Origin of the sequence: Methylobacterium mesophilicum, from assembly GCF_022179445.1 — a bacterium.
Lineage (GTDB): Bacteria > Pseudomonadota > Alphaproteobacteria > Rhizobiales > Beijerinckiaceae > Methylobacterium > Methylobacterium mesophilicum.
The window spans coordinates 1-921 of record NZ_BPQU01000086.1; the positions used below are offsets into that span (position 1 = coordinate 1).

Here is a 921-nt window from a genome sequence, read left to right on the forward strand (position 1 = left end):
TTTCGGCCAATCTAGCCCTTTCTAACCCGATCAGATCGCAGGCAAGCAGAGCTTCCGAACGCCGGCGGCGACCGACCGTTGTGGACATCCGGAAATCGCCGTATGCGCGACGGCGATGCCCAGGCGATCAACGCGCACCATCCGGTACGATAGCCTCTTTGACGAGGTCAGCTTGCGGCTCCCGCTGTTCGAGGGCCTCTCGGCCGACAACATTCAGCATCTCTCAGCCTTGGGATTCGGTCGCGGTTTCCTGACAGCCTCCCTCCGAGCTCGCCTGCGCAAAGCAGGATTTCGCGACCTATCTCATTTGGCTCAGTCTTCCCCGGAAGAGATCGCTCGAGTCAGGAAGTTCGGACCGGTCCGGGTCGAGCTTATTCGGACTTTCATCCTCGATGAGATTGCACATTGGCTGCCGAGCGCACGTCAGACGCACGCAGCTGCGGCTACCCGGGAACGAAGGTTTGAGCTGCTGCGCGAAACGCAAATCGAACGTCTGGCACTGGACGCCGACACAATCGCAGCGCTCGGGTTCGCTGGCGGCTCGTGTGCGGATATGGCCGGCCGTTCACGCCTCAACCTCCTCGGCACAGGAATTGTGACGCCCATCGAGGTAGACCATGTCGTCATGACGCTCGCCCGTTTTCTGGGAGCGTGCAAGACGACCGCTCGTTGCCCCGGCGACGGAGCCAGGGAAGCGCCGTCAGCGGAAATGGAGACAATCGAGGCCCGTCGTGCCGCATTGCGGGCCGACCAGGATCGTGAATGGGAGGAGGCAGCTCCCGCCAGAGATCGGCGTCGGAGTGGCACGGTTCGGAGGGTTTAGGGCGACGATAACATGGGGGCTCGGCAGGACCGTGGGGAAGTCACTAAGCCAGGCAGTAGCGATCACAGAGTTGGATCAAGCTACCCGCAAGCGGCCCC

At 62.2% G+C, this 921-nt stretch carries 1 protein-coding gene; it reads left to right on the forward strand.

Annotated elements, in window-relative coordinates; all coding sequences use genetic code 11:
• The first annotated feature begins 172 nt into the window (after positions 1 to 172).
• Entirely contained in the window at positions 173 to 823 is a 651-nt protein-coding gene (locus tag MFF40_RS28315; RefSeq protein ID WP_238263143.1) for a hypothetical protein, read from the forward strand.
• Positions 824 to 921 lie beyond the last annotated feature (98 nt).